This window comes from Alkalibacterium sp. m-11 (assembly GCF_054658155.1).
The window spans coordinates 1-617 of the sequence record NZ_BAAGIR010000331.1; the positions used below are offsets into that span (position 1 = coordinate 1).

General features: G+C 37.4%; 1 protein-coding gene. It reads right to left on the reverse strand.

Annotated features, from left to right (window positions below):
- Positions 1-617 (reverse strand): transposase (locus ACYQ2O_RS12665; RefSeq protein WP_459796763.1); only part of this gene is annotated, 617 nt, incomplete at both ends.

Below are 617 nucleotides of genomic sequence, written 5' to 3' on the forward strand. Positions count from 1 at the left end.
TCAAAAAGGAGCGTTTGTGCTTTTAATTTTTGCAAGGGTAGAGAGTGAAGTAAAGTAAACATGGTTTCTGTCGCTTTCTTTTGAGCTTCTTGACGACGCTTATATCCAGTGGTTCGTTTATCTATGCAATCATCGGCTTCATTTAATCGATTAGCTTTTTTCTTGGAACTCAGGAAAGATTTAGCCAGCGGAATAAAGGTATGGCCATCACTCCATCCTAAAGTTAGCATACGGAATCCTTTGATATACTTACCACTGGCATGATCGAAATTATTGGCTAACAACTCTACTTTTTTACTCCGATTACGACTAAACACGGAATCGTCCAGAATAAGCACACGTTCCTTGTCCTCTTGGACATAAGGTATCAAGGTGGCAATGATTTTTGAAGTGAACAAAAGTAAGAATTTACGCCAATTAAACCGTTCATTTCTCAAAAAACGGTTGACTGTATCTTTTCCAAATCCTGGTTGTCTTTCAGCATCCTCTAACAACTGATTCACACTTTTTCCGCCATGGAAAGCGACTGTGAATAAAAAAGTAACGATAGCATTCGTACTGATACCATCTTCTTTTTTTATATTTGATTGGTGTAACAAGGTGCCTATTTTAAATTC